This window comes from Rhizobium sp. R693 (assembly GCF_002211315.1).
GTDB lineage: Bacteria > Pseudomonadota > Alphaproteobacteria > Rhizobiales > Rhizobiaceae > Rhizobium.
In genome coordinates this window covers 210,717-237,214 of sequence record NZ_LOKY01000003.1, presented here as the reverse complement: position 1 = coordinate 237,214, position 26,498 = coordinate 210,717, and the positions used below count along the sequence as shown (strand labels likewise).

Here is a 26,498-nt window from a genome sequence, read left to right as displayed (position 1 = left end):
GCCACCGGGCGATCTTGCGTCGTTCATCCAGATCAATATGGGAGTAGGTCCGTTTCATTGCATCTTCCTTGCGAGTGATAACCCATTGGTATCATTCGCAAGTCGCACTTCATCCTTGAACCCACCCGGCTACATTTGTGAATCGCATAAGATAGATTATGGAACTATCGGGGCAATTGATGTCCACCGCGAACGTCATCAAGACGACCCGGATCAGATTTAAAAAAGACCTTCTCTTTCAGCTCATTATGAACGTACGTTGATGCTTGTTGAGAAAATCACTCGCCCTTTACCGGTCGCCGCTTTAACGGCGGCCCTGGCATGAGAAGTTTCAGCGCCAGAGAGCGCGAAGCGCATGCTAAAAAGCGTCAGACGGGTCTCAGACGCTTTCCAGCTCCGCCAACTCGATATCGAAGCTCATCTGGTCATAAGCTGGTGTGACGTGGTCCGGCGTCTCGGCCATAACGGTGTCGTAGTCGAGCGGGGTATGCATGTGGGTCAGGATTGCCCGCTTTGGCTTCAGACGATCAATCCAGTCCAAGGACTGTTCCAGCGACAGGTGGCTGGGATGATATCGGTACTGCAGCGCGTCGATAATCAGGACATCGAGATCCTGAAGTTTCGTGACAGTTTCCGGAGGAAAGTCACTGATATCACTGCAATAAGCGACATCTCCGATGCGGAATCCCAGCGACGTGATATCACCATGCTGCTGTGTGTGGGGACGGAATGAAATCGTGCCTCCGGCGCCGCTAATTCGCAGCGGCAGGTCGATGCATTCAATGATCTTGGGTTCGACGATCGGCGGATAGTTACTGCCGGGGGGCGTCTCCATGCAGTAGCCGAACCCCTGGCGAATGCGATCCATCGTCTCCTTCGTGGCATGGATAGGAACGCGTTGCTGTGATCCATAGAAATAGCCGCGAAGATCGTCGAGACCATGAATGTGGTCGGCATGCGGATGTGTATAGAGAACCGCATCGATGTGCGTGACGCCGGCGGCGATCATCTGCTCGCGAAAGTCCGGCCCAGTGTCGACAACGACGGTGGTGACGCCACCGTTGTCATCAAATTGCTGCACCATGAAGGCCGCACGGGTACGGCGGTTCTTCGGATTGGCTGGATCGCAGGCGCCCCAGTCACCTGTAATGCGAGGAACGCCGGGCGACGACGAACAGCCGAGAATGGTGAAACGCCGTCTGTATCCCACGCTGTCAGATCCTCGGCATCTTTGAGAAAATGCGGAATGCGTTCTCCGTCGTGATCCGCGCCATCTCTGCGTAGCTAAGTCCGAGCGTCTCGGCCAGAACCTCGGCGGTGTTCACCACGTAGGAAGGTTCGTTGCGCTTGCCGCGCCAGCGCTTCGGCGCAAGGTACGGCGCGTCCGTTTCGACCAATAAGCGATCATGAGGGATAGTCTTGGCAATGTCGCGTAATTCCTCTGATTTCGGGAATGTCAGAATGCCAGAGAATGAGACATAGCCGCCCAATTCGACTCCGACCCTTGCCAGTTCCGCGCCCGACGAGAAGCAATGGAGAATGAAGGGAAACGCCCCCCTGCCCGTTTCCTCTGTCAGGATTGCCGCCATGTCTTCATCGGCGCTGCGGCTATGGATCACCAGCGGCAGCTGTGTTTCGCGCGATGCATCGATATGGCGCCGCAGTCCCGTCTTCTGGTCCTCTGGCTTCTGCACGTCGTAGAAATAGTCCAGACCAGCCTCCCCGATCGCCACGATCTTCTCATGGGCCTTGGCCAGCCGCACCAGCTCTTCGGTCTGAATGTCGAGCTCATCTCCGGCGTTGTTCGGATGGGTTCCGACAGAACAGAAGACCGACGGATATCTCTCCGTGATCGCCAGAAGGCCGTCGAGCTTGCGCACCCGCGTCGAGATCGTCACCATCTGCTTGACGCCGGCGTCGTGAGCGCGCTTGACGATCTCGTCCCGCTCCTCTTCGAAGTCGGCGAAATCCAGATGACAATGCGTATCGATCAGCATGGCGTCCTCACGCTTCCGGCGCGACGTAACGCGGGAACACTGGCTTCGGCGCTTCGAGCGGTGTGCCGGCGAGGAGGCGGCCGGCCTCGCCGAGTGTTGCGAAGCCGCGCTTATCGGCAGGAGCAGCAACGAGATCCAGCAGCTTGCCAGCCGATTCCGGCACGAATGGCTGCAGCAGAATGGCGATTTGGCGGACGACTTCGGCCGTGACGTAGAGCACAGTGCCCATGCGCGCGGGATCGATCTTCTTCAGAGCCCATGGCTCCTGGCTGGCGAAATAGCGATCGGTTTCCGAAACGACGGAGATAATCGAGGCCAGAGCACGATGGATGAGCTGCTTGCCCATATCGTCGCGTGTCGTAGCGAGCAGCGCGTCGGCCTGAGCCAACATCGCCTTGTCCTCATCCGTCAGCGGACCGCATTCCGGGATCTTGCCGTCGCAGTTCTTGACGATCATCGACAGCGAGCGGCTCGCGAGGTTTCCGATGCCGTTGGCAAGGTCAGAGTTGATACGGGTGCCGATAGCCTCCTCGCTGTAGCTGCCGTCCTGGCCGAAGGAGACTTCGCGCAGGAAGAAGTAGCGCACCTGATCGAGGCCGAAGTGGTTCACCAGATTGACCGGGTCGACGACGTTGCCGAGCGACTTCGACATCTTCTCACCCTTGTTGAGCAGGAAGCCGTGCGCGAAGACGCGCTTGGGAAGTGGCAGCTTCGCCGACATCAGGAAAGCAGGCCAATAGACCGCATGGAAGCGGATGATGTCCTTGCCGATGATGTGAACATCGGCAGGCCAATACTTCGCGCGGGGACCGTTGCGATCCTCGATGTAGCCGGTCGCCGTAATGTAGTTCGTCAGGGCGTCAACCCAGACGTACATGACGTGAGACGGGTCGTTCGGTACCTTGATGCCCCAATCGAACGTCGTGCGCGAGATCGAGAGATCCTTGAGCCCCGACTTCACGAAAGAGATGACTTCGTTCCGACGCTCGGCCGGGCCGATAAAATCCGGGTTGGCTTCGTAGTGCGCGAGCAGCTTGTCCTGATATTCGGAAAGCTTGAAGAAATAGCTCGCCTCTTCGACCCACTCGACAGGCGTGCCTTGCGGGCCATAGCGCACACCATCGGCGCGCAGCTCGGTCTCGTTTTCCTGATAGTAAGCTTCGTCACGCACCGAGTACCAGCCGGCGTAGGAATCCTTGTAGATATCGCCGTTGTCGGCCATCAGGTTCCAGATGTTCTGCGAGGTCTCGTGGTGACGCTGCTGTGTCGTGCGAATGAAATCGTCGTTCGACGCATTGAGCAGCTTCGCCATAGCCTCGAATTCGCCGGAGTTGCGGTCGGCAAGCTCCTGTGCCGAGATGCCTTCGGCGCGCGCCGTCTGCTGCATCTTCTGGCCGTGCTCATCCGTGCCCGTCAGGAAGAAGACATCCTTGCCGTCGAGGCGCTGGTAGCGCGCCATGGCATCCGTCGCGATCAGCTCGTAGGCGTGGCCGATATGCGGCTTGCCGTTCGGGTAGGAAATCGCGGTGGTTATGTAGAAGGGTGTCTTGTCTGTCATGGCGGCCATTCGTGTCCGGCTTACTCTATAAAATTTGTCAGCCGCTCTTAGCGCATGTCATGACGAAGCGAAACACCAAGTTTCGAAAGCATCGGCGATTTACCGATGACGGACGTGCTGCACTTGACTCGATTTTAGACGCATTCTACCCAAAGAAAACTCAAAGGCGGAGCAACAGCGACGTGACATCTTCAGCACTCGGCAGCACCATTTCACGCGCAGGCTCGAGGTCGCTTGCTTGACTGACCTTTCCAGTTTCAACCCCCTCTACTCCCTTTCGGGGCTTCTCGTCGGCGCTCTGGTCGGCATCACGGGAGTTGGCGGCGGATCGCTCATGACGCCTCTCCTGGTGCTGGTCTTCGGTATTCATCCGGCCACAGCCGTCGGAACCGATCTGCTCTACGCTGCGGTTACCAAGACAGCAGGAACGGCGGTGCACGGGATCCACGGTAGGGTAAACTGGCGCATTGTCGGCTGTCTTGCCGCCGGCAGCGTTCCGGCCGCCCTCTTGATGCTCTGGCTGATGGCCGGTGTCGACCGAAAGAGCGTGGAAGTCGCCCACACGATCACGACAGCGCTTGGCTGGCTGCTTGTCATGACCGCATTGATGCTGCTCTTTCGCAAGCAAGTTCTGGCGTTCGCGCTCCATGCAATCGGAGAGCGCTCCCCGCCCAAGCCAGTCACGATTGGCATCTGGACAACGGTGCTTGGCCTGGCACTTGGCATCCTGGTGACGCTGACATCAGTTGGCGCAGGCGCCCTGGGCGTGACGGTACTGCTCGTGCTCTACCCGCGCCTTGATGTCCGCGAGATCGTCGGTTCCGACATCGTGCACGCCGTTCCCCTGACGCTGATCGGTGGCATGGGCTACTGGATGATCGGCGAGATCAACTGGGGCATGCTGTTTGCTCTTCTGCTGGGGTCAATCCCCGGCATCGTCGCCGGTAGCCTGATCGCACCGAAGCTTCATGAACGGACGATCCGCATCGTGCTGGCGTTGACGCTCGGCGTCGTCGCATGGAAGCTGCTCGCGCCGTGATCAAGGACCAGGCTGCTTGATGTCTCCGAGGATACCGAGGATCGTTTGCTTGCGATCCAGATTGTAGGCATCGGAAACCGTCAGTCGCTCGCCGATATCGGACTGCAACCGGGCCAGCCGCTCGGCCGCGGTCACCTGCCCCGCAATCGCCGCGGCCCGCGCCCTGCGCATCAGATCTTCGCCGACATAGCTGGCGAAGAATTCGAAGATCGTATCGCTATCCTTGCTGGAAAGCGCATCCGCCAGCCGGTGCATTGCCCGCCGGGCGGATGCGCCCTGCGTTTGCAGAACCTCGTTATAGGCGGCAATGATCTCGCCGCCGCCATAATTCACAAGCTTCAGCGCCTCGCCCACGCTACCGTTCGCTGCCGCAAGAAGGTCGTGATCGGCGGCGTCGATGCCAAGATGTGCTAGCGCAGCGCCGAGGGCACAGTCATCAAGCGGCGCAAGTTTCAATGGCAGGCAACGCGAGCGAATTGTCGGTAACAGTTTGCCGGGTGCATGCGAGATCAGCAGGAATAACGCGCGCTTCGGTGGCTCCTCGAGAATCTTCAGAATCGCGTTCGCGGCATTGCGGTTCATGTCATCGGCTGGGTCGATGATGACGATGCGCCAATTGCCGGTGCCCGAGGTCTGCGAGAAGAACCGCCCTGCCCGCCTTACCTCATCGACTGTGATGGCAGACTTGATCTTCCCTGTCTTTTCGTCGACCGGTCGCGCCAGGTGAAGCAGGTTATGCGACGCGCCGGAAGCAATCTGGCGGCTGACGGACGAGGCCGGATCGGGATCGCCCAGCAATTCCGGTGCACTGGCTGGATCCGGATGTGTAAGCACATGGTTTGCAAAGCGGAACGCCAGCGTCGCCTTGCCGATGCCCGCTGGCCCCTCTATCAGGATCGCGTGATGGCCCTTACCCGAACGGTATGACTGCGCCAGAAATGCCTCGGCATCCTCGTGGCCAAATAGTTTCATGTTCTCGGCTGGCCAGATGGCACCGTCCAGCAATCCTGGCCGTTCATCACTCATGAGCTGCTTCCGCCATCTTGGCCGCTGCCGGGTGCGGCAGTCGCTTCTGGACGGCATCCAGAATCTCCGCCGCAATAACCTCTTCGGTCCGCATCGCATCGATGATGTGGCAACGGTCAGGCTCCCGCACGGCTATGTCAAGAAACGCTTCCCGACGCTTCTCGTGGGTTTCGAGCTCCTCCTTCTCGAACCGATCCGGACCCACATCGCCAGCAGCACCCCGCCTCCGGGCGCGCTCCAGACCGGCTAGCGCCGGCAGATCGAGAATAAGCGTACAATCGGGGACGATGCCATTGACGGCGGCGCGCTGCAGCGCCTCGATGAATTCCGATTCAAGATTGCCGGTCACACCCTGATAGACGCGGGACGAATCCATGAAACGATCGCAAAGGACCACCTTGCCGCTCATTAGAGCCGGTCGGATGACTTCCTCGACGTGATCACTGCGTGCCGCTGCAAACAGGATTGCCTCCATGCGCGTGCCAAAGGCCTCGGCAGCACCCGACAGAAGCACATGACGCACGGCTTCCGCGCCGGGCGAACCACCCGGCTCTCTCGTCAACAGCACGTCGTAGCCGCGAGCACGGAGAGACTCGGCAAGGCGGCGGATCTGCGTCGACTTGCCCGCACCCTCCCCGCCTTCAAACGTTACAAACAACCCAGTACCGGATGCCAATGACTACTTCCTGCATTACGGCGATCACCCACACCACTGCCGTACATCTAGCGGAAGGCAGCGAAAAGCGAAACCGCCCGACGACAACTCTCACCCTGAACGGCGAATATGGCGATCACGTGGGCTCGGGCTTATCCCACAGCCACGAGAACAGCAACGTCTCGCCGAGCTCCATGAGCGCATCGACGGCGCGGCTGCCCAATGAGCCGACTGCCACGGTTTCTTTCGTGTAGAGCGGCACCTCACGCAGCAGACGACCCCCAGCAGAGATCCGCAATGTTCCGATTTCGTGGCCCGCCTCCACGGGAGCCGTCAACGGCCAACGGTAGACGATGCGTGCGGACAACCGCTCGGGATTGCTGATTGGTATGTAGACGCTCACAGGCGTCTTCGCGACAAGATCGACGTTTCGTGACGCTCCGCCGTAAACGCTCGCCTGCCCAATCACTTCCGCATCGCCAAAAATCTGCCTGCTTTCAAAGGCTGTCAGCCCCCATTCAAGCACGCGCTTGGCCTCTTCGGTGCGCTCCTTGTCGGAGGCAATACCTCCCAGTGCCATAAAGAGCCGCCTACCGTCGCGTTCGGCTGAAGCGACGATGGAGTATCCCTCCCCCTCCGCAAAACCTGTCGCCAGGCCATCAACCCCCATGCCGAAACCGAGCAGCGGGTTGCGGTTGCGCTGGAAGATCCTGTTCCATTCGAAATCGGGCTGAGCGAAATACAGGTATAGGTTCGGGTAGGACTTCTGCAATTCGGCAGCCAGCGTCACCATATCAAGCACCGTCGTCTTGCTCTTGCCGTCAGGCAACCCCGTCGAATTTTCGAAAATAGACTGCTCCATGCCGAGCGTTTTGGCGCGCCGCGTCATGGCCGCCGCAAAGGCCGGCTCACTACCGCTCATTCCTTCCGCAAGAATGATACAGCTGTCATTGGCGCCTTGAATGGCAATACCCTTGATCAGATCCTCGACGCGGACATTCGATTTGAGGGCGGCGAACATCGTCGCCGTGCGCGACGGCGCACCGCCGGTTCGCCAGGCATATTCGGAAACGGGATACAGCGTATCGAGCGTGATCTGGTTCTTTGTGAGCGCGTCGAAGACGAGATCAACCGTCATCAGCTTAGCAAGCGAGGCCGGCGAGAAGGTCTGATTCTCGTTCTTCGCAAGAAGCACTGTGCCAGTGGACGCCTCGATCATGTAGGCCTGCGCAGCCTTGGTCACGAACGAAGCGTTGGTATCGCTGCTCGCTGCAACGGCCCCCGTTGCAAAAGGCAGAAGACAGACACAGAGGCGAACGAAACGCTTCAACACCGAAAACCCCACAGTTCGGGCGACCTTGGCGATGCTAACGGCGCACCGAGAACGACGCAATGACCGCCGTTACTCGCCGCGTGCGACCGTCGCCTTCTGCCGTTTGAAGGATGCCAGGATCGCGTCCTGCGTGAGACCGTCGTTACGAACCATCACTGCATCGAAAGCGAGTTCGACGGTAACGGTTTTCGCACTCTCTTCCTGGTACCCCCTCGCCAGAGAACGCTGTCCTCCATAGGGACGTTCATATGGGAAAGGGCCGAATTCCGGCAGAATGACCATTTGCCCGGCGGTTGGCGCTGCAAGCGGTGCTGCGCCACCGAAAGACGGCGACGGCATCGGTGTCGGAACGGGCGCGGCGTTGTAGCTGGCGCTCGGGGTCGAGCCAGCATAGGACGTCGCCGAGACCGGTACCGGGACACTCTCCGGTTCAGGCGTGAAGCCGCCGAAGCTCTCGAGTTGGTCGGCGGTTATGCGCTTGCTGTTGGAGGCGACCATGACCCCGCTGGCGATCTGCCCGCCGCCCGGGTTGATACCCGGAATGCGACTGCCCTTTGGCACATAGGAGGCCATCAGATAAGGCATGTCGTGACCATCCATGCGCGCCCGACCGACATACTGAACACGAACTTTTCCGGTACCGCTGTGCTGCAGGTCAAGCATATCCGCCGTCTTGTTCGACAGGTCGATGATGCGCCCTTCGTGATACGGACCACGATCATTGACGCGCACGATAATGGACGAACCGTTCTCCGTATTCGTCACACGTGCATAGCTCGGCAGAGGAAACGTCGGGTGTGCGGCGGAAAGATGCATCTGGTCATATACTTCGCCGTTTGCCGTCAGACGACCATGAAAGGCCGAGCCGTACCAAGATGCGATGCCGACCTTGTTATAGGAGAAATCTTCCTTCGGGTAGTACCACTTCCCCTTCACCACGTAGGGGTCCCCGACCATATAGCGGCCACCGCCCTTCGGGATATTATTGCCGGTGGCAACGCGCGGGCTCGCCTTGACGCCGTATTCCTTCTCAGAGAAATATTCCTTGCCGTGGGTACGTTTCGTGGGCGTCGGCGCGGTACCGCATGCCGTAACTGTTGCGCAGATGAGCGACAGCCCAACCCATCGCATCCCCGCTGCGAATGACGCCGCCCCGTAGTCTCGTTTCATATGTCCCACGCCGCTCAAGACCGTTATGGTTAAGAAATCTGCCCCGATCGGGCCAGACACCCCTAATCCCACCAACCTAACGAGACTTTAATCATGCGGCTTTCGTGGCGAATTTGCGAAGCATTTCGCCCAGATAGGAACAATTCTAATTAGTATGGTTAATAAGTCACTAATTTAACACTCTGGACAATGCAGTCGGCGCCCGCCCGGCAGAGCGTTCGCCAGGGCGATATTCCCTTCCCGTAGCCATCCGCCAAGCCGACAGAACCAGTTGACGCTGTCCCCGAACGGCTTTAAACGCTGCATGGCCTGAGCTCACCGCGACGGCGACAGCAGAATAGGCGCCAGCTCCGAAAGCGACGTCAAATCAACTGTATGGAAGAGTGTCCGAGTGGTTTAAGGAACCGGTCTTGAAAACCGGCGTGCGGGAAACCGTACCGTGGGTTCGAATCCCACCTCTTCCGCCAATTTCATTGTTTTTGTTACATAATTTCGAATTTTCGCCAATAGTTTCATGTTTATCATAACGCCATTTCTGGCGCGAAAAACCCGCTGGTGGTTAGCCGGTGTCTGCAACCTCTCGGAAAGCCGGCGCTTAGCCTCTTGAGTAGGCAAAAGAAAAGGCTCGCCACTAAGAACAGGGGACGAGCCTTTTGAGTCATGTCGATGCTGCCTGTCACGATAACCTTCCGTGACGCTCACAGGAGTGGATCAAGAACGCTAAGATGGCTCTAATATAACGAGGCGCCGTATCGAGCAACCGGAACGTGCTATTTCGACCACCTGGCATTGTGGTGAATGAGCAATGGCAGTAGAACCTAAGCATGAGACCGTTCGACACGCGCGCCATGGGCGCCCGACTGGAGAACGCCTATTCAAGCTGAAATCATTGAAGGAGGGCTGGCAGCCGCACAAGAGCCAAGCTCGACACCGGCGACTTTGATCCTGCAAACCACTGCGTCGAGGTATCGGTACCGCTCAGAGTGAAAATCCAAATCCCGATAGACGCCAATCGGAAGCTGATGTGGAACGACGCAGGCATGCGATGCGCCTGTCGCTGGACGCAGCCCGGTGTTGTGTGTGTAAAGGTCCAGGCGCTGGCGATCAGAGCTGCCAGAAACACTGCCTAGAGCGTAGCCAAATCTGCCGCCAGACGGAAAGGTCCCACCGGACATTCCTATTGCGGAGGATGAGGAAGGCCGCCGGCATTCGCGCCGACGGCTCCAGTCTCCTCAATGGTGCGCCAAGGTTGGTGTCCCTGGCACTACTAAAAATCAAAATACACGGTCACACCTGGCCTACGTTGATAGGAGTAATAGTCGCGATAGCCGTACCGCGGATATCCATAATACCGTGGATAGCCGGAATACCGTGGCTGGTAGCACGAGCCGTAATACCGGCAGTCGCGGTATGCGTAACCTCGGTTCTTCCAGTGACCATAAGCATAGCCATTCCCATGGCCCTTGTGTTTGACAAGCTCGACGTCGGGGGTGTGTATAGGTACTGCTTTCGGCACGACGATCGGTGTCGCGTTTAGCGGCAGGGAGAAAGATGCAGCCAGGACCATGGCTGCGATTGGGGCAAAAAGTTTCTTCATCATCGGCGCATCCTTTCAGGCTGCGAGTCTGGGTTAATAAGAATTAACCTCCGATGAACAACTGCGCGCTGCGGACTTATTCGAGTTGGCCGCGTCCGAACTGGAAAGCCTTATTCGAGATATCTACAGTCACGTTATCGAGGATTTCGAGGCATCAAAGAAGTTGTGTGACGAGTTCTCCGCTGTTTTCAAAGGATATTTCAAAGACACTGAGTTCGTCATGATTCTCCGCGGCTGAGCGTGTTCCGGATAGTCAGCCTACCATTCCAACTCAATAACTGCATGAGCGCTCATTGCTCGGCCTGAAGCCATCCGCGCAAGCCGGGTTCACCGAAGTTCTTGGATTATATTGATAATCGGGCGGATTTCGATTCTGCGGCACCGTCGTGCACGCCGACGCAACCGCGCTCAGACCGATCAGCAATCCGGCCGCTATCATTGCCCGAAACCTGCTCATATTAATCCCCTCGCCGCGGTGTCCTAGAAATGCCGCGCCATCAAGCAGATGCGAGGGTGTGGCATTTCCAAGAGCCAGGTCTCGCGGCTCTGTGAGGAGATCGATGAGGTCAAAGCCTTCCTTGAGCGTCCGATTGAAGGCGACTGGCCATATCTTTGGATCGATGCGACCTACCTCAAAGTCCGGCGTGGCGGACGCATCGTCTCCGTCGCTGTCATCATCGCCGTCGGTGTCAACACCGATGGTCGTCGCGAGGTGCTTGGCATGGAAATCGGCACCTCTGAGGCCGAGCCAATCTGGACGGAGTTCCTGCGCAAGCTCACCCGGCGCGGTCTGCGCGGCGTCAAGCTCGCCGTCTCCGATGCGCATGAAGGCATCAAGGCGGCCGTCTCCAAAGTCCTTTCCGCCACCTGGCAAAGATGCCGCGTTCACTTCATGCGCAATGCCCTGGCTCACGCCGGCAAGAGTGGCCGACGCGTGGTCTCAGCCTTCATTGCCACAGCCTTTGCCCAAGACACGCCGGAAGCCGCCAGCCAACAATGGCGTAACGTCGCCGATCAGATCAGGCCGAAAGTGCCGAAACTTGCTGGTCTCATGGACAGCGCCGAGGAAGATGTCCTCGCCTACATGACCTTTCCCAAGCAGCACTGGACCAAGCTTCACAGCACGAACCCGATCGAGCGATTGAATGGAGAAATCAAGCGAAGGACCGAGGTGGTAGGCATCTTTCCAAACGACGATGCCATCGTCAGACTCGTCGGCGCTTTGCTGCTGGAGCAAAATGATGAGTGGGCGGTGCAGCGCTCGCGCTATATGACACTGGAAACCATCGCCACAATGAGCGATGATCCGCTCATCAACTTGCCTGCCGCAAGTTGACCCGTTCCCGGCCCTGTCCGGAAAGCTCGACGATCGCCCGAGCTACACCACTCCCTGGGACATCATCTCAGGATCGCTACTCCTTCGATTTGAGGCACTCGAATAGCTCGTCGCCTCATTTGCAACGCGACTGTCCGTGACCATTCGTCCGACCGGGCAGTTGGCATTCCCTCTTCCGCGTCGAAACCCGATCGACTCCGACCTGACAGCGAACTCGCGCCGCCTAGGCGTTGTGTGGTACAAATGCGGCGATGAAGGTGCGCGATTGGGAATCTGTCGCGATGAGCATCGAAAATCATTCGCATGCGCCTGGCGCCAACATTCATGTAAACCACTATTGCTGCGTCGTCGGATGCGGGAAATGGGGAGGTTTCGGACACACCTCTTCCAAAAGCGGCGAAACGCGATGGTGGTGTGCCGAGCATTATCCGCATTGGGATGACATCAAGCAGGCGGATGAACGAGATCAGTAGCGCTACCATGCGCTACCGCCGGTCAGTAGCTGCAGGAGCGGCCGTCGCCAGGTCTGAAACCATCCTCGCAGGCTCGATTCATTGAATCTCCGGGCTCATAGCCTGACGCAGAACCCATTGAATTCGGCGGTGTCGCGCAGGCCGATGCGAGAGCCGAAAGACCGATCAACGCTCCAGCCGCCACGAACGCACGAAATCTGCTCATTTGTTTCTCCTTACCACCCCCGGTTACACTGCAGCCAACAATGTATCGCGCCATTGGGCTGATGCGAGGAGTATTGCACACGGAAGTGGAAATAAATGGCTACCGGCGAATGCTTGAGACCTATGCGCGTAAATGCGGGCAAACAGAGTTCGAGGCTCCAGACATAGCGTCTCAGGGGCTGACAAAAAAACTGTTGGCGGGTCGAGCAAGGCCGAGGTGCTCACGGAGCGTCGTGCCCTCATAGTCCTGTCTGAAAATCCCGCGCCGTTGCAGCTCGGGTACGAGCTGGTTCACGACATCGTCGAGACCCTGGGGAAGATACGGGAATACGATGTTGAAACCGTCGCTGCCGCGCTCCCCCAGCCATTGCGCCATCTCATCGGCAATTGTTTCCGATGTCCCCACGAAGGCCAGGCCAGAATAACCGCCGTAGCGCTGCGCAAGCTGCCGAACGGTTAACTTCTCTTCTTCAGCGACCTTCACAACCTGGGCGCGGCCAGTCTTGCTGGCATTCGTCTCCGGTATGTCAGGCAGGGGTCCATCGGGATCGAAGCCAGAAGCATCATGACCAAGGGCAATCGAGAGCGAAGCGACGGCACTGTCATAATGAACGAGACTATCGAGCCGTGCCCGCTTCGCGCGCGCCTCCTCGACGCTGTTGCCGATGACGATGAAAGCGGCCGGCAGAATCTTGAGGTTATCGGGACCCCGTCCGATCGCGGACATGCGCCCCTTGATATCCGCATAGAGCCCCTGCGCTGCGCGTAGATCGCGCGGCGAGCAGAAGACAACTTCGGCCGTCTCGGCGGCAAGCTGGCGCCCTGGCTCGGACTGCCCTGCCTGCACGATCACAGGCCAACCTTGCGGCGGCCGAGCGATATTGAGTGGGCCGCGGACGCTGAGTTCTTCACCCTTATGATTGAGGACGTGCATTCTGGCCGGATCGAAGAACTGACCGCTCTCGACATCGCGCGTAAAAGCGTCGTCAGCAAAGCTGTCCCAGAGCCCTGTGACCACGTCGTAGAATTCGCGGGCGCGGTGATAGCGTTCGCCATGCTCGACATGCTCCTCGAGGCCGAAATTCAGCGCGGCATCGGGATTGGCCGTCGTCACGATGTTCCAGCCCGCCCGACCGGCGCTGATATGGTCGAGCGAGGCGAAGCGGCGAGCTACGTGGTAGGGCTCATCGAAGGTTGTCGAGGCAGTCGCAACGAGGCCGATCCGATCAGTGACGGCGGCAAGGGCAGACAGCAGTGTAAACGGCTCGAAAGAGGTTACCGTCTGGCTTCGCTTCAAAGCTTCCACCGGCATGTTGAGCACGGCGAGATGATCCGCCATGAAGAAGGCGTCGAACTTCGCCGCCTCCAGCTTTTGCGCGAACTCCTTCAAGTGCTTGAAGTTGAAGTTCGCGTCGGGATAGGCGCCCGGATAACGCCATGCCCCTGTATGCAGGCTGACGGGGCGCATGAAGGCGCCGAGATGCAATTGTCGCTCCAGTGCCATCAAGCGCTCCCGTCCAGTGCCTAGCCCCTGCCAAAGCGTTTAAGCCTGTGGCTGCTTGGTCTTGCGCAGGTACGGCAACACCGTGTCAAACGAACCGAAGCGGGTTACGGCATCCTCGTTGGAGACGGCGGCCGTAATGATGACGTCCTCGCCCTGCTGCCAATTTGCCGGCGTCGCAACCTGGTGCTTTGCCGTCAACTGGATGGAGTCTATCGCGCGGAGGATCTCGTTGAAGTTTCTGCCGGTCGTCATCGGATAGGTCAGGATCAGTTTGATCTTCTTGTCGGGACCAATGATGAATACGGAACGGACGGTCGCATTGTCTGCGGGCGTGCGGCCTTCGGACGTTTCTCCAGTTCCGGCCGGCAGCATGTCATAGAGCTTGGCAACCTTCAGGTCCTTGTCGCCGATCAACGGATAGTCGACATCGAAGCCGGTCGCCGTCTTGATGTCGCTCTTCCACTTGCTGTGGCTTTCGACCGGGTCGACGGAGATGCCGATAATCTTGGCGCCGCGCTTGCGGAACTCGGGTTCCAGCCCGGCCATCGCGCCAAGTTCGGTCGTGCAGACCGGCGTGAAGTTCTTCGGATGCGAGAAGAGAACAGCCCAGCCGTCACCGATCCAGTCGTGGAACTGGATGGAACCCTGTGTGGTGTCGGCGGTGAAATCCGGTGCAATATCGTTGATACGGAGGCTCATGAGCGGTGATCCTTGTTGGTAAATGGCGTTGGTTTCAATGAACGGCGATTGTGTAGCCGTTTTCTGCCGCTGTTCAAGCACTTGCGCCAAAATGCTGAACTGATGAATGGCCCAAAGCCGCCTGCTCGGCAGTTCAATTATACACATTTATTCTGTCTATGATTCTACAGAACCTCTTAATCCATGGCGCGTTGCACTTTCCGTGAAAGTCGCGCCCATGAAGGAGAACGTCTGCGAGACGAAATAGCTCGGCCGACCACCTTCGCGCGATATTGTCGACGACCGATTGCCAGCGACATTGATTACCACGCCGACGAAGCCGCTCTGCCGAGCGACGGCTTCCTCTGCGGTATCTTATCGAGATGATGAGTTCTTGCTTTCAGCTTCTCAAAGATACGGTAGCCGCCCGGCCAACGGCCGTAGCCGCTGGCGACATTGATGTGTCCGGCCAGACCGGCATTGCGCAACTCGCTGCCCCAGAGACGGGCAAAGAGCGTCAGGCGGTCGAGCGACATGTAATGATCGTTCAGGCTACCGACGATCGCGCTGGGAAACGGCAGTTCGGCCGTTGGCATCGTGCCAAAAGCAATCCGCCCTGGATGTAGTTTGTCGGTCGCCGGCAGGTCGCATGGCGCTACCAGCAAGGCTCCCCTCACCCGGCCCGCTGCGGGCCGCCCAGCGAGACTTGCAGCCAACAGGCATCCGAGGCTATGGGCAACGATGTAGGCGTCTCCGGCATCCTCGAGTGCGGCCTCGAGCCTCGCTCGCCAGGTATTCAGGTTCGGATGATCCCAGTTATCCTGCTGGACGAGACGACTTTCGGGATGATCCCGCAGCCAGGCGCTTTGCCAGTGTGCATCCTCTGATCCAAAGAGCCCGGGGAGAATAAGTACTGGCGTCATCATCAATCCTTATCGCGTCTTAAGAGCGAGCTGTCGGTTCCTAGAGAACGCCTAGCGTGATTGCGAACAGGAACGCGAAGGCGAGGATCGTAACCACGGGAGCGGCCGTATCTGCTGCTGCGCTCACTCGCCGGTCTCGCAGAGCGATGCGGCGATCATCGAAAACGACCATGTCGATCCCTCAGTACCAGGGGCCCGGAGATGGGTTCCAATAATAGATTTCATAGTCGCGGGCTGTCGGCTCGCCGTCCTGAGGCCACTCGATCCGCGCGGCCGCCGGTTGGGAAAGACTGATGCGGAGCACCGATCGGACCCACAGAAGAAGAGACTGCATCATCGTTTTCTCCTTACCCCTCAGATCAACTGGTTCCGCCTCGCATTCGAAAGCAGGTCCGTGGCACTGGCGACGGGACCGAACAGCATCAAGAGGCGATTTTGCTCCCGGATCGTCAGCCGATAGCGGCGAGCGAAGTCGAAGACGCTCCAAAGCTCGCTTCCCATCGCCACTTTCTCCGCACCGTCCATGTCATCATCCCTCCTGCGTTCACTCGGCGGCTTGAAGTGAAGCTCTTGTCGAGGGCACGAAGGAGAAGGCGGCCAGTTCATCGACAACAGCGCCAATACGGCCAGACAGCGCCTCCGAGGCGACTTTGTAGTCGACGAAATCGCGATCCGAAGCATAGATGGCCGTCGGCAGCGTGTGGGCCATGAAGAAGCCGAACAGAGGCCGCAACTGATGCTCTACAATCAGCGCGTGGCGATCCCCGCCACCGGTCGCTGAGATGATGATCGGCTTGGAGCGGAGTTCGTTCGGCTCGATCAGATCGATCAGATGCTTGAACAGACCGGGATACGACCCCTTGTAGGTCGGCGAGCCAATGACGAGAACGTCCGCCTTGACGATATCATCGAGAACCTGGGTCGCCTGGGCATCCAGCTCGCTGCGCCACAGGGCCGTACCAAGCGACGGGCCGACATCCTTGAGATCGTAAATCTTCGTGGAGAAGCCGTAGTTTTCAGCGGCAAGCCCAGCGATATGCTCGACAAGGGTATAGGTTTTTGACGGACGGTTGAAGCTACCGGCAATGCCCACCAATCGTAGCGACATGTATCTCTCCTTCTTTGTTGCATCAAATATTGTCTATAAAATTAGTGAACAAAAGAAATGAAGTTCCGTTGTGACGTGGAAGTTTGAAATTCGATCCCCTCTAACATGCCATCACAGCGGTCTGGCTTCCGCAACGCTAGCAAGCCTATTCAGCGCAAGTCCTTCAAAGCGGCCAGTAAGCCTGCCCCTGGCTGGCTGCATGTTGAAATACGCCCGGCGGCGCAGGCGCTGATGCCGGTCGTCCGCTCAAAATCGCATGGTCCGGCACAAACTTGATAGCGACCTACGCAACATTTGTGGGAACCTTTGCTGGCGTTGCCCGTTTCATAGTTGCAGCGTTTGAAATCCGCGCTGCCGGACCAGCATCGCCTATGTAGGTCCGCAAAAGGCCCGGTGGATTCTATCCCGCCGGGCTTTTTCTTGTGACACTCTCTTCCGTGAACAATCCTCGCATCAACTCAACGCAATTGTGGTTCATTTTGAACAACTTGCGGCCTCGCGCATTACCTATCGACTCCAACTGGGAGACGGGAAAATGACGATCACCGCGAAAGTTGCTGCTGCCTTGTGCGTGCTCATTACATTGAGTTCGTGCGCAAACACGATCAAGGGCTTTGGTCGCGATGCGGCCAATACCGTCAATGCGACGCAGAACGCTGGCAACCGCGTCGCTAACGCAGCGTCCCGCTAGTCTGTTGACGATCTCGCCGTTATTGAGCGCGCGCCCTATGCCTCCCCGCTGAACCCCGCCGAGGCTCATCTTTGGCGGATTCCAAACTGTGTTTCGGCATGCGGCGTCTCAAGCAGCGTCAAATCGCCCGAAATAGCCGGAGGGCCTTGAAATCGCATCGATGGGAGCAAAGATTCCGTTGGAATGCGATGGAGGCCAAGCCATGTCGAACTATAGAGAGGAACGGCGGTTTCGGTGTCAGAACGACGGAGGGAAGACCTACGTCGTCATTCAGCAGATCAGGATTTCCGGCCAGAACGCGGCTTCGCCCAAGACCGATTATATGACGGAGGACGGCGAGATCGTGAATCGTCTCGATGAAGATCATTTCCTCCTCTTGATCGACGGCCAGATACTACACATTCCCCATGTCTCTGACGCGGATCACTGAGCGATGGCGTTCGCCTCTGCGGGTGACTGTGACATACAGACTCGATCGAATCATGACCCTCTTGCGATCATCCGGCGCATGACTGGCAGATGAACGCCGGTTTCAGTGCGCATTCATGCGCCGCATCTAATCTGTCGAACCAACAGCGCTCCAAAGGCGTTAAGTCAGCAGATACAGATGGAGACCGATCATGAGAAAGCTTACTGTTGCAGCCGCCGGACTTGCGACGCTGCTCGTGAGCGCACCGGCTTTCGCGGACGGCGTATACTTCGAGCTCGGCTCCGGGCCGCAGTATTATGACGATCCGCCACCGCCACGCTACTACCGACACGAGCCACGTTATGTCTACGACGATGATGACGACGACAACTATTATCGTCCGCGTTACGCGCAACAGGTGTGCTGGGACCAGCCCTATCAGAAGAAGAGCCACCATCATTACATCACAAAATACAAAACCGTCTGCCGAGACCGCTAAAGTCGTGTGATGGTAGCTTCGGTTGCATGGCGATGGCACGCGATAGTCGCGCCATCGCCATTTTAATGCGGCTACAGAGTTACCCGGCCACCTCTACTTTCTCTTCAAAACGCAAAAAGGTGATTGGCTCGGATGGCTCCGTTACGATAGGACTTCGCACATGCGTGCCTGCCGCCGGAGTGCCTAAGTGTCGATTGCCGATATTTCCTTGTTGAGCGCCCTGTTTGCCGGCGCGCTGTCGTTTCTCTCGCCCTGCGTCCTGCCTCTCGTTCCGCCTTATCTCTGCTACATGGCCGGTATTTCCGTCGAGCAGTTCCGCGGCGGCAGCACGATTGCCGTTGCCCCGGACGCACGGCGCGGCGTGCTATTTTCAGCGCTTTTCTTCACGCTCGGCTTCGCCACCGTTTTCGTAGCACTTGGGGCTGGTGCCTCCAGCATCGGCATGGCGCTTCGCCAGCATCTCGATCTCCTGGCAAAGATCGGCGGCCTGATCATCATCATCATGGGCTTGAATTTTTTGGGAGTCTTCCGGATTGGAATTCTTGCCCGCGAGGCGCGCTTTCAAGGCAGCGGCAAGCCAGCGACGCTGACCGGTGCCTATGTGATGGGCTTGGCTTTCGCTTTCGGCTGGACCCCTTGTATTGGCCCGGTACTCGGCGCGATCCTCGGCGTCGCGGCTTCGCGAGAGACTGTCGGTTCGGGTGCCGGACTTCTGGCGGTCTATTCCCTCGGCCTTGCTATTCCGTTCTGGATTGCCGCCGGCTTCTCCGGTGCCTTCATGGGCTTTCTGATACGCTTCCGCCGGCATCTAGGAACGGTCGAAAAAGTCATGGGCATATTCCTGATCCTCACCGGCCTCGCTTTCATGTTCGGTTTCATCAGTGACGTCGCAATCTGGTTCCAACAGACCTTTCCAATCCTGATGAAAATCGGCTAAGCGCAAATCGCCCCGCCGAAATTTGCATTGGAATAGCTGGTGCGTGGGCGCGCCAGATATAGCACGGTGCCCACAATTCCATGCAAATTGCGCCGATAGAAATGTCAGACTTTCAGGGAAGCGGCCGACGTCGTTCCCCGCGCGGCGTAACGGCTTGCCTGATCGTTCATTCGATGCACCGGTTGTTTTGCGGGGATTGGAGCCAGATTGACAACGGGCGTAGAGGCTTATCGGGTCGGGCTTCTGGTTCTCGATCGTTCACGCTTGGTGTTACGCGCTCAGTCGGTTGCGACAGCACATAAGGCGCAAGATTGTGAAGCCCGGTTACGGTTGTAACGTTTTTGCAGAAACGTTACAACCGGCGGCGACGACCGGGACCGGCCCTCTCCCTCCCAGTTTCCTTGTTCGCAAGCGTGGGCGAGCGGCAGTGATCGCTAAATTACTCTTTAGCGTTCGAACAGACCGCCACCGGTTGAGCCGAAAGCCACATACCTCAACCGTTCAATTTTCCCGAGCCACCTCTTCCGTGCCGGTTTCGAAGTTTGTTGCGAAAATTGGATGAAGCTTGCGCTTTATGGACACTCAAAGGTTGCGCCTTCCATCTCCGCGTAAGCCACGATTCCTAGTCATGGCAGCGGCAGCATGATGCTGTCTGCGTCCTTGTCGCGGGATTGGCTGACTGTTGTCGCAGCGGCAATCCGGGCAAGGGGCACCCAATTGGAGAACAACATGATCAGAAGACAAATCGCCCAGGCAGGAATGTCATTGAGCCGTGAAGAAATCGACATCTGCCAGCGGGCTTTCTACAACGCCTGCGCTGAGAAGCGCATTAGGACCAGGTCCGCTCGGCAGGAACTGGCGCTATCGATAATTGCGCGTTTTCAGAGGCATGATGGAATGCCGCTTTCGGTCACTTACTGACGAGCAAGGTTGCCGAAGCATTTGGGCCACAGCATCCTGCTTGCTCTTCGCATATCGAGGGCGGAGGGGCGTTATGGGCTCTTCCGTATCAATCGAGGAACAGCTCTGTGCCGGATGGCTATAGATTCATGAAGAAGGCCGCAGCCGACCTGACCGCGGCGATGACCAAGCCTTACGTCCCTTCCGAGTGGGACAGGAAGCCAAGCAAGAAACATCGCTCCGTGTCGGATGGCGATAGGTTCATCAACAAAGCCGCTGCCGATCTAACCGCGGTAATGACTGCGCCTGACGTCGGCCCAAAAGCGCGGACGGATGTGCCAGGCCCTCCGCTCGGGTTCGAGAAAGACGATCAAGGATAGGGCCGCTCCTGATGATCGTCGCGTCTCTCTGCGCCCTTATGGTTGTCTGCGTCCTGCGTCACAGAAACAGCCTGCCTGTGATGCTGGCCAACCATATCAAGGCTCTGACTCCTTTTGGGTATCCCTCACCACGTCGATCGGCATGACTGCCCGGCAATGCTCCACCGTGTTGCCGGACGTCGCCGATCCGGCTCCCGCAGTGCAATAAACATCTTCTAAGGTATGACGTGGGCTACGGCTCAAGTGGCTTCTTGAATTGCGTTGTTTTGTGATTTTAACGACTTCGGTGACGAAACTGAAAACAGCGTTCCTGTAAGTTTGCGGCTTTGGAGCCGTGCGATTGATCACAACACGTCACTTCACCTATGCGGTAATTCTGCTCAGCCTCTTTGTCGGCTTGGCCGGGGCTTATTCGCTATGCGGTATGTCGTTCGAAGGAATGGATCGGAGCCGCTTCACCGTCGAGTTCAGGAACTGCTACTATCCGGGCTGTGACCGTAGGATAGTGCATGACAGATGGCTCGATGAAGCTCTAGCAAAAGCACACCGAAGCAGTCATTGATGATCAGGCGGGGCGCTATCGGGCCTGAAGCGTCCATGCGACCGGGATCGCAGCGCCGCCAAAGGCGCCACTGCTCGCGAGCTTGCATCAGACATCGATGCCTTAAATTGCAGAAGCTGGCAGCAAGTGACAGATTTGAGCGCTGTCAGAAGTTGACTATATGGCGACCTACGGACAGATTGTGGGCCCCTTCTGCCCACCGGTATCCTTATGCCCTCATTGCACATTTTATTCCGAACAATGGCATTTGCGTTTGCGCTCACATTTCCAGCAGCGATGGCGCATGCAATGGATGCGGACCTTTCCTGTCTCGACGTCAACAACGCCTATATTGCTGGCCGCAGTACGAACCGATTGAGCACAGAGCTATTTTTCGTCGAGCCTGACGGCGCGATGAAGTTGCTGCAAGAGGCCAAATTCGAAGGCGGGTGGGCTCTAAGCAAATTAGCTGGGTCAAAGGAATGGCAGGAAATTGGCGACGACTGGACATTGGATGGAGGTTCATACCGTAAATTCTCGTCGTGCAAATTATCGCAAGAGGGCGGCAACCCAGGCGACAAAGTGTACGACACCATATGGCAACATGACGAGTACATTGGGCGTGGCACAGTTTGGATTGCGGATGGCAGGCTGAAAAAGATCCGTGTAGTGCGACAGAGTGATGGATGGATGGTCCCACATGACGTTTTAGTAGTGGTGTGGCACTACGACCCGGCGAGAGCCACAATTCCACAAAATTGCCGACACGGATGCGTGGATAAGTGACTGTTCCGAGCGCGACGACGTACCCAACGAGCATAGCTGTAACTCTCCTCAGCAAAATCCTGCTGTCGGACAGTTTTACCGCGCGGGACATGGCCCCTTGTGACGCTGTGGACGGCTCCTCCGCCCGGCATCGCGATGTGCCACATTGCGGTGTTGTTTGGAGCCGCATGTGAGGAGGCCGTCCATAGAAGAGATTACCACGATTGGACTCGACATTCCGAAGTCGCTGTTCATCGACAATTGAAACGCCGCCCGGTCGTCCATTCTTTCGCGGCCCTGCTTGGTTGGCATGGAAGCCTGTGCGAGAATTCCTGACGTAGGCGGGATCGGGCACTGAGGGCTGGAAAGCCCCTCCTAGTTACCGCTTGTAACGGACCCGATGCCGATGGTTTTTGCTAGGCCGTGAACTCATAAAGTCGGCTTTGCCGTAGAGGTCGTTAGCCCGCGGCGCGTTCGAACTGGCTGGCGAACTTAACATTGTATGCGTGGAAATCGCCTTCTGGCGTGATCACCAACTCGGTGATGTTGGCGCGTTGGAAGGCATCCTCAGCGGTTTGATCGTCTATCTTCAGGCTGACGGTCAACGCGCCATCAACTGTATCGACCAGCTTGTAATCATAAGAGATTGTTTCGCCGAAGCAGATGATTTCACTGCCCTGGACTATCAACTCCGAATCTGAATCTTCCACGTCCGTCCACCGGCCCTGCATTTTGACAGGAAATGGTGCATCGCGTTCAAGCCGTTCCATGATTGACCTTTCGATACTGTTTCGTGCCATCCTGTCATTCCCCGATGGGGCGCAGCAATGGTTATTTTCGCGTATGGGGGCTTTCATAAAAGGCCGATTTCTGATTCAGCACCAGAATGAGCCGATATGATCTACCGACTTCGAGTGGAGCTTGATCGAACCCCTTCTACCCAATAAGCCGCGAGGTGTGCCACGCGTTGATGATCGCCGGGTGCTGAACGGCATCTTCTGGGTTCTTCGATCGGGAGCCCCTTGGCGTGATGTCCCTGACCGATATGGACCATATACGACTTGCTATAATCGTTTCAGGCGTTGGACGATGGCTGGAATTTGGGACAGCTTGATGGATGCCGTCACGCGCCCGTCGGATGATGGCATCACGATGATCGACGGCACTTCAGTTCGCGTTCATCATTTAGCGGCAACGCTCAGGGCAGAGCATCAGGATCGCTGCTTTGGGCGAAGTCGGGGTGGTCTTACCACGAAAATCCATGCTGTCACCGATGGAAACGGGCTGCCAATCAAGATTGCCATCACACCCGGTCACGCCCATGACCTAACGGCAGCGAACGAACTGCTCGAAGACCTTCCCTCGGGCGTTATGCTTCTTGCAGATAAAGCTTACGACGCCGATTGGCTCCGAGAAAAGTTGAGAACCAAACGCTCTTGGGCGAACATTCCACCAAAATCCAACCGGAAGAGACCGCTCGTTTTTAGCCCGTGGCTATATAAGAAACGCAATCTCATCGAACGATTCTTCAGTAAACTCAAATGCTTCCGACAAATTGCAACCCGTTATGACAAATTGGGCATGACTTTTCTGGCTATGACCAAACTGGCTTGTGTTCGTCTCACTCTCCGCCATAACGAGTCCACGGCCTAATACTACAGTTGCAATAGCATTCATTTCATGATTCCCTTCAAGTGGTTGTCGCAAACCGTCGTAAACGTTCCCGCTTACAGACGAACACCCTCGACTGGGGCTTTTTGCAACGTAACGGATGCGTCAAGCAGGGAATCTCGGTCGGATCTATTTTCATCCCATTCTTTCAAAAAGCGGTGACGGCTGGCGCTCGTGCATCATGGCCGAAGGCGCTTTGACAAATGGAATTGGCGCCGGGAGCCATGCTGTCCTCTAGCGTCTTGATCCGGGAGATTAGGCCCTCCTTTGTCGAGACCGCGATAACGCATCGTCTCACCTCGTCGTGTTCCGGCACGTAGTACGTCATGGTGACACCGCGCGTGGGGTATTGAGCCCAGTGACCCGGCGCTCGAGCCATGCGTTCATGCTGCCAGGTCAAGACATCCCCATCGGGAGATTCCTTGGTTTTAACTGGCGGACCAAACCTGCGACGGAACTCTGCGACCGGCGCACCACTCCATTGATCGTTGAGCTTGTTAAAGGGCAATGCAAAACTGGTGCTAATAGCCCTGTCTATGCCGATTTTCACGGAACTTGCTGCCGTGCACGCACTGAGTTGGGTGGAAGCGGCAACAATCAAACATAGGGCAGCGGTATTTGATCGCTGCAATGCGGTGCTCGAGTTCCGTTTCGAACGGCCGGTAGTCTTCGTGCTTCCAGAACATGTATCGCGCCACTTTGGTCGCAATCTCATTCCAAGTCTCCCTTCAGTATCAGCAATAGCGTGCCGAACAAGCGCTTCGAGCGCCTGCGGATTGTAGTGATCCATGAATATCCAGTGCCCGACGAAGGTCGGTTCATCCGTCCGATTTTTGGCGAACCGTCGAAACCTCAAAGGAGAAGATCTCTGCCCCTCCTGGCCAGCAATTCCAATCAAGACCTCAGTCGCCAGATAGAAATCATGGGGATCGCCGGGGCGGTAGCTGTTGAACTAGAGCAGCCCGTCATTGTACGGCGCCTCACTCAAGATTGCCTTGATTTCCAGCTCTCTTTTTTTTCTCCATTCGCTTGACGCGAGCGCCAACAACCTGAGCTGCTCTTGAAACATCGGCCTTCTGAAATCCACGCCCGATATTGAATGCGTCGCGGCATAGCTGGAAGCGATATCGTGCGTTATACTTGAAAACACAAAGTACAAGACGTCATCAATCGACGAGCATTTTATTCTCTTCAATTCGACGCCACGTTCTTCAATGACGTAATACATCTCGCCGTTGTCTTTGAGATCGACATATGGAGTTGCCATTCGATCCTGCTCGCAGCGTCGAGGGAATACTCCGCGAGTTCGACGACGTAGTCATTTTCGAGTAGATACTTCTTGGCGTCTTCGATCTCTTTGAGATGAATTTTCACGCATGCGATCGTCCGGCAATTGGCCAAGGCTTCGTCCTGGATATCATCGATCGCCTTGTATTTTTCAGCGACCTTGCCAATGCAGGATTGGTTCTCGTCACACGCAATCATCTCCTCCAGTTGCTTTTCCAACTGCCGATGCGTGAGGTAATTGTACTGGAAGGCATTGCCGGCATAGGCAGCGCCTTCGCTTCCGCCGATACCGGCGCCGATGCCTTCGACAATACCGCTGCTGATCGAATTGATCAGGAAGGTCCGCAGGGCCGGATCCGTGATATTGGCACTGTCGACGATCTCGGCCACGAGTTCGCGGATGTGCGGACCAAGCAAGGCCGAGGAAGCACCGCCAAGCGCGCCCCTGATCATGCCGGTGACATCGGTGACGCCGCCGAGCAGTCCGCCGGCGAGTGCGTGAAGCGCGGCACGCCCAACACCGCCTTCGGCCCAGTAAGCACGCTCCTCTGGCGTCGTTGCCGCCTGCTCGAGCTTCAGCGAGATGTCGCCGATCGCTTTGGAGGCCTTGGCCGCCGCATCCTGATAGAGTTCCTGCGTCTTCAACTGCTCACGCAGGATATTCTGCAGATCCGGAAGTCCGGGAAGCGACGTGTTGGTGTTATCAGTATCACGACGCAGCTCGTCGACGTTCTGGCTCTGGTTCGCCGGGTCGGTGATGATGATCTGACCGGGAGAGACGGCAGCAAGCGCCTTCCCGGTGGCGCTTTCGCCCTCGCTGAGATATGGGGCGAGCGACGGCCCGAGCAGCGACAGGCCGCCGCCATAAGTGTCGGCCTGCCACTTCGAATAGGTGTCGACATCCTGCCATTCGAGCGTGCCGGTCTGAAGCCAATTGTCGTTTGCCGGTGCCTGGCTGCTGATGACGCCGCCAATCAGCGCGGTGTTATTGCCGACGGTGATGTCGAAGCCACCGGAGCCAGCATGGATACCGGATTGCTCCGAGACAACCGCGGCATCGCCATTGGCCTTCTGGTAGCTGCCCGAGAGACCGAAGCCGTCCGAACTGAACCCGCCGCTCGCCGACAGTTGCCGGGGAAGCCGTCGGCCCTGAATACAGCAGCAAACCGATGGAAAAGGCCGAGACGCAGGGAATTGCCTTGAGCCGCATCCAGCCGGGAAAGCCGCAACGTTCATGTCGAATGCTACAAGCGCACCGTCCGACATGAACGGCTCGCCGCCGCCGACATCGCCCAAGGCACGTCCGAGCGCTGGGAAGACACCAACCTTGACTACGGCAGGATGTAGAGTCCCGCCGCGCTCGCTTCTTGGCGGACATGGTTAACCGCATCGATCGTCTTCGCAGCTATCGTATCGGTTCGATCATATCCGGCAATAAGGCGTACTTCGGGTTCGACAAAATACAGATCTGCCAAACGATGCTCTCGCAAGCTATCGATTAGAATCGATTCCAGTTTCTCATTGTAACCTTCGAAGGCAGTTAGCTTACCCGGCCTCCCGCATATCGCGCCACTTCGCGACAGAGAACGGTAGAACGCGAGATACTTCTTCTCACCAGAGAGGTAGCGATCAAGGTTCCCAGTCTTTATCGAGATTGAGTATGAAAGTTTAGTGGAGCGATCTGCCTCCTCCTCCGACAACCAGTGGTCGAAAATTGAGACATGCAACAAACTAAATCCCAGGGCCGGCAGCTCTTCTGCCTGGAACCCAAGTAAAATTGAGTAGGTTTTCAGCTTTTCGTCGAGTCGATTATTCAC

General features: G+C 57.3%; 28 protein-coding genes, 1 tRNA gene and 2 pseudogenes. 11 read left to right on the top strand and 20 right to left on the bottom strand.

Annotation, left to right across the window (positions count from 1 at the left end):
* Window positions 1–223 (top strand): hypothetical protein (locus ATY79_RS31120; RefSeq protein ID WP_210421391.1); only part of this gene is annotated, 223 nt, incomplete at its 5' end.
* 156 nt (window positions 224–379) lie between these two features.
* Here ATY79_RS31120 and ATY79_RS05270 read toward each other — a convergent pair.
* From ATY79_RS05270 to metG, 3 genes are read right to left on the bottom strand one after another with little or no spacing between them, the layout of a single operon-like run.
* Window positions 380–1,210, bottom strand: coding sequence for an MBL fold metallo-hydrolase (locus tag ATY79_RS05270; RefSeq protein WP_088694948.1), 831 nt, complete (start codon window positions 1,208–1,210; stop codon window positions 380–382).
* A gap of 4 nt (window positions 1,211–1,214) precedes the next feature.
* Window positions 1,215–1,997: a TatD family hydrolase gene (locus ATY79_RS05265; protein ID WP_088694947.1), complete on the bottom strand. Its 783-nt coding sequence runs from the start codon at window positions 1,995–1,997 to the stop codon at window positions 1,215–1,217.
* A 7-nt stretch (window positions 1,998–2,004) separates the two neighbouring features.
* Window positions 2,005–3,555 carry a methionine--tRNA ligase gene (gene metG / locus ATY79_RS05260; RefSeq protein WP_088694974.1) on the bottom strand — a complete coding sequence of 517 codons (1,551 nt, stop codon included), beginning with the start codon at window positions 3,553–3,555 and terminating at the stop codon, window positions 2,005–2,007.
* A 238-nt stretch (window positions 3,556–3,793) separates the two neighbouring features.
* On the opposite strand from metG, the gene ATY79_RS05255 reads away from it, so the two are divergent.
* Entirely contained in the window at window positions 3,794–4,594 is an 801-nt protein-coding gene (locus ATY79_RS05255; protein ID WP_088703173.1) for a sulfite exporter TauE/SafE family protein, read from the top strand.
* Here the strand turns inward: ATY79_RS05255 and ATY79_RS05250 are convergent, their stop codons facing one another.
* The 4 genes from ATY79_RS05250 to ATY79_RS05235 all read right to left on the bottom strand — a co-directional run bounded on the left by ATY79_RS05250 (window position 4,595) and on the right by ATY79_RS05235 (window position 8,778).
* On the bottom strand, window positions 4,595–5,620 hold the full coding sequence (locus tag ATY79_RS05250; protein WP_088703172.1) for a DNA polymerase III subunit delta': 1,026 nt from the start codon (window positions 5,618–5,620) through the stop codon (window positions 4,595–4,597).
* Window positions 5,613–6,296 (bottom strand): dTMP kinase, encoded by a 684-nt coding sequence (gene tmk, locus ATY79_RS05245; RefSeq protein ID WP_088694944.1) that lies wholly within the window; start codon window positions 6,294–6,296, stop codon window positions 5,613–5,615. Before tmk ends, ATY79_RS05250 begins: the two co-directional genes overlap by 8 nt.
* Before the next feature lie 115 nt (window positions 6,297–6,411).
* Window positions 6,412–7,608: a D-alanyl-D-alanine carboxypeptidase family protein gene (locus ATY79_RS05240; protein ID WP_088694943.1), complete on the bottom strand. Its 1,197-nt coding sequence runs from the start codon at window positions 7,606–7,608 to the stop codon at window positions 6,412–6,414.
* A gap of 69 nt (window positions 7,609–7,677) precedes the next feature.
* Window positions 7,678–8,778: a septal ring lytic transglycosylase RlpA family protein gene (locus ATY79_RS05235; RefSeq protein ID WP_088703171.1), complete on the bottom strand. Its 1,101-nt coding sequence runs from the start codon at window positions 8,776–8,778 to the stop codon at window positions 7,678–7,680.
* A 377-nt stretch (window positions 8,779–9,155) separates the two neighbouring features.
* On the opposite strand from ATY79_RS05235, the gene ATY79_RS05230 reads away from it, so the two are divergent.
* A tRNA-Ser gene (locus ATY79_RS05230) sits at window positions 9,156–9,245 on the top strand.
* Window positions 9,246–10,045: 800 nt separating this feature from the next.
* Here the strand turns inward: ATY79_RS05230 and ATY79_RS05220 are convergent.
* Together ATY79_RS05220 and ATY79_RS31290 are read right to left on the bottom strand one after the other, a co-directional pair.
* Window positions 10,046–10,375, bottom strand: a complete 330-nt coding sequence (locus ATY79_RS05220) for a hypothetical protein (protein ID WP_088694973.1) — start codon at window positions 10,373–10,375, stop codon at window positions 10,046–10,048.
* Window positions 10,376–10,646: 271 nt separating this feature from the next.
* Complete coding sequence (locus ATY79_RS31290) at window positions 10,647–10,832, bottom strand: hypothetical protein (protein WP_088694941.1); 186 nt, start codon at window positions 10,830–10,832, stop codon at window positions 10,647–10,649.
* Between the two features lie 60 nt (window positions 10,833–10,892).
* On the opposite strand from ATY79_RS31290, the pseudogene ATY79_RS05210 reads away from it, so the two are divergent.
* Window positions 10,893–11,711 (top strand): annotated as a pseudogene (locus tag ATY79_RS05210) (IS256 family transposase); the annotation flags it as partial.
* A 495-nt stretch (window positions 11,712–12,206) separates the two neighbouring features.
* Here the strand turns inward: ATY79_RS05210 and ATY79_RS31280 are convergent.
* The 8 genes from ATY79_RS31280 to msuE form a co-directional block, all read right to left on the bottom strand.
* Window positions 12,207–12,389 carry a hypothetical protein gene (locus tag ATY79_RS31280; RefSeq protein ID WP_088694940.1) on the bottom strand — a complete coding sequence of 61 codons (183 nt, stop codon included), beginning with the start codon at window positions 12,387–12,389 and terminating at the stop codon, window positions 12,207–12,209.
* Window positions 12,390–12,560: 171 nt separating this feature from the next.
* Entirely contained in the window at window positions 12,561–13,892 is a 1,332-nt protein-coding gene (locus tag ATY79_RS05195) for an LLM class flavin-dependent oxidoreductase (RefSeq protein WP_088694939.1), read from the bottom strand.
* Window positions 13,893–13,931: 39 nt separating this feature from the next.
* Window positions 13,932–14,591 carry a peroxiredoxin gene (locus ATY79_RS05190; protein WP_088694938.1) on the bottom strand — a complete coding sequence of 220 codons (660 nt, stop codon included), beginning with the start codon at window positions 14,589–14,591 and terminating at the stop codon, window positions 13,932–13,934.
* A gap of 302 nt (window positions 14,592–14,893) precedes the next feature.
* Entirely contained in the window at window positions 14,894–15,493 is a 600-nt protein-coding gene (locus ATY79_RS05185; RefSeq protein WP_088694971.1) for an alpha/beta hydrolase, read from the bottom strand.
* A gap of 40 nt (window positions 15,494–15,533) precedes the next feature.
* Window positions 15,534–15,665 carry a hypothetical protein gene (locus ATY79_RS31850; protein ID WP_280950865.1) on the bottom strand — a complete coding sequence of 44 codons (132 nt, stop codon included), beginning with the start codon at window positions 15,663–15,665 and terminating at the stop codon, window positions 15,534–15,536.
* Window positions 15,666–15,674: 9 nt separating this feature from the next.
* Entirely contained in the window at window positions 15,675–15,830 is a 156-nt protein-coding gene (locus ATY79_RS30750) for a hypothetical protein (protein WP_189637959.1), read from the bottom strand.
* A 17-nt stretch (window positions 15,831–15,847) separates the two neighbouring features.
* The gene (locus ATY79_RS30745; RefSeq protein ID WP_189637259.1) at window positions 15,848–16,018 is read right to left on the bottom strand and encodes a hypothetical protein; all 171 of its coding nucleotides are present in this window, start codon (window positions 16,016–16,018) and stop codon (window positions 15,848–15,850) included.
* Between the two features lie 19 nt (window positions 16,019–16,037).
* Window positions 16,038–16,601: an FMN reductase gene (gene msuE / locus ATY79_RS05180; protein WP_088694937.1), complete on the bottom strand. Its 564-nt coding sequence runs from the start codon at window positions 16,599–16,601 to the stop codon at window positions 16,038–16,040.
* Between the two features lie 535 nt (window positions 16,602–17,136).
* Here msuE and ATY79_RS05175 point away from each other — a divergent pair.
* From ATY79_RS05175 to ATY79_RS05160, 4 genes are all read left to right on the top strand, one after another.
* Window positions 17,137–17,292, top strand: coding sequence for an entericidin (locus ATY79_RS05175; protein WP_088703170.1), 156 nt, complete (start codon window positions 17,137–17,139; stop codon window positions 17,290–17,292).
* A 202-nt stretch (window positions 17,293–17,494) separates the two neighbouring features.
* Window positions 17,495–17,722: a hypothetical protein gene (locus ATY79_RS05170; RefSeq protein WP_088694970.1), complete on the top strand. Its 228-nt coding sequence runs from the start codon at window positions 17,495–17,497 to the stop codon at window positions 17,720–17,722.
* A 190-nt stretch (window positions 17,723–17,912) separates the two neighbouring features.
* Entirely contained in the window at window positions 17,913–18,200 is a 288-nt protein-coding gene (locus tag ATY79_RS05165) for a hypothetical protein (protein WP_088694935.1), read from the top strand.
* 187 nt (window positions 18,201–18,387) lie between these two features.
* Window positions 18,388–19,137 carry a cytochrome c biogenesis CcdA family protein gene (locus ATY79_RS05160; RefSeq protein ID WP_088694934.1) on the top strand — a complete coding sequence of 250 codons (750 nt, stop codon included), beginning with the start codon at window positions 18,388–18,390 and terminating at the stop codon, window positions 19,135–19,137.
* A 626-nt stretch (window positions 19,138–19,763) separates the two neighbouring features.
* Here ATY79_RS05160 and ATY79_RS30740 read toward each other — a convergent pair.
* Window positions 19,764–19,925: a hypothetical protein gene (locus tag ATY79_RS30740; RefSeq protein ID WP_189637958.1), complete on the bottom strand. Its 162-nt coding sequence runs from the start codon at window positions 19,923–19,925 to the stop codon at window positions 19,764–19,766.
* 1,342 nt (window positions 19,926–21,267) lie between these two features.
* On the opposite strand from ATY79_RS30740, the gene ATY79_RS05145 reads away from it, so the two are divergent.
* A complete protein-coding gene (locus ATY79_RS05145; protein WP_141105696.1) occupies window positions 21,268–21,744 on the top strand; it encodes a hypothetical protein in 477 nt (158 codons plus the stop codon).
* A 437-nt stretch (window positions 21,745–22,181) separates the two neighbouring features.
* Here the strand turns inward: ATY79_RS05145 and ATY79_RS05140 are convergent, their stop codons facing one another.
* Window positions 22,182–22,493 carry a hypothetical protein gene (locus tag ATY79_RS05140; RefSeq protein ID WP_088703166.1) on the bottom strand — a complete coding sequence of 104 codons (312 nt, stop codon included), beginning with the start codon at window positions 22,491–22,493 and terminating at the stop codon, window positions 22,182–22,184.
* Between the two features lie 116 nt (window positions 22,494–22,609).
* On the opposite strand from ATY79_RS05140, the gene ATY79_RS05135 reads away from it, so the two are divergent.
* Together ATY79_RS05135 and ATY79_RS30390 are read left to right on the top strand one after the other, a co-directional pair.
* Window positions 22,610–23,376, top strand: a protein-coding gene (locus ATY79_RS05135; protein ID WP_348627561.1) for an IS5 family transposase whose coding sequence is annotated in 2 segments (ribosomal slippage) — window positions 22,610–22,625 and window positions 22,625–23,376 — 768 coding nt in all. Because the reading frame shifts where the segments join, the coding sequence is not laid out codon by codon here.
* Between the two features lie 2,450 nt (window positions 23,377–25,826).
* Window positions 25,827–25,956 (top strand): annotated as a pseudogene (locus ATY79_RS30390) (IS3 family transposase); the annotation flags it as partial.
* Between the two features lie 56 nt (window positions 25,957–26,012).
* Here ATY79_RS30390 and ATY79_RS05115 read toward each other — a convergent pair.
* The gene (locus ATY79_RS05115; protein WP_088703162.1) at window positions 26,013–26,498 is read right to left on the bottom strand and encodes a hypothetical protein; all 486 of its coding nucleotides are present in this window, start codon (window positions 26,496–26,498) and stop codon (window positions 26,013–26,015) included.